Raw genomic sequence first — 485 nt, forward strand, 5'->3', positions numbered from 1 at the left:
ATTATAACTAAAAAGCCAGCTATAGGGTGGTTGCACATAAATGTTCAGTATTATCCAAAAACTAATAACAGGGTTCATAAATTTTTAATAAATCAAACCTATCCTAAACTGAAACTAGTAATAGCAGTTTCGGATGGAACTAAAGCTTCTTTTAAAAATATGTTTTCTCAAATTCAGGTGCCTGTTAAACGGATATATAATCCAGTTAGATTAGAAGAGATATACAGTATGTCTAATCAAAAAGTTGATTTACAAAACTTTTCTGAACCTATAATTTTAGGTGTAGGTCGTTTAACTGATATGAAAGGGTTTGACGATTTAATAAAAGCCCATAAATATTTGTTGGATAACGGAGTGAAAAATAAATTGATTATTTTGGGAGAGGGAGAGCAAAGAAAAGATTTGGAAGAACTAATACAAGATTTAAAACTACAAGAAAGCGTTATGTTAAAAGGCTTTGTTAAAAATCCTTATAAGTACATGCG

General features: G+C 29.7%; 1 protein-coding gene. It reads left to right on the plus strand.

Annotated features, from left to right (window positions below):
• Positions 1–485, plus strand: a 485-nt coding sequence (locus tag AC1DWA_RS33310; protein WP_477917742.1) for a glycosyltransferase, incomplete at both ends; no start/stop codon positions are given.

This window comes from Rhodococcus sp. P4_F3_2 (assembly GCF_056401335.1).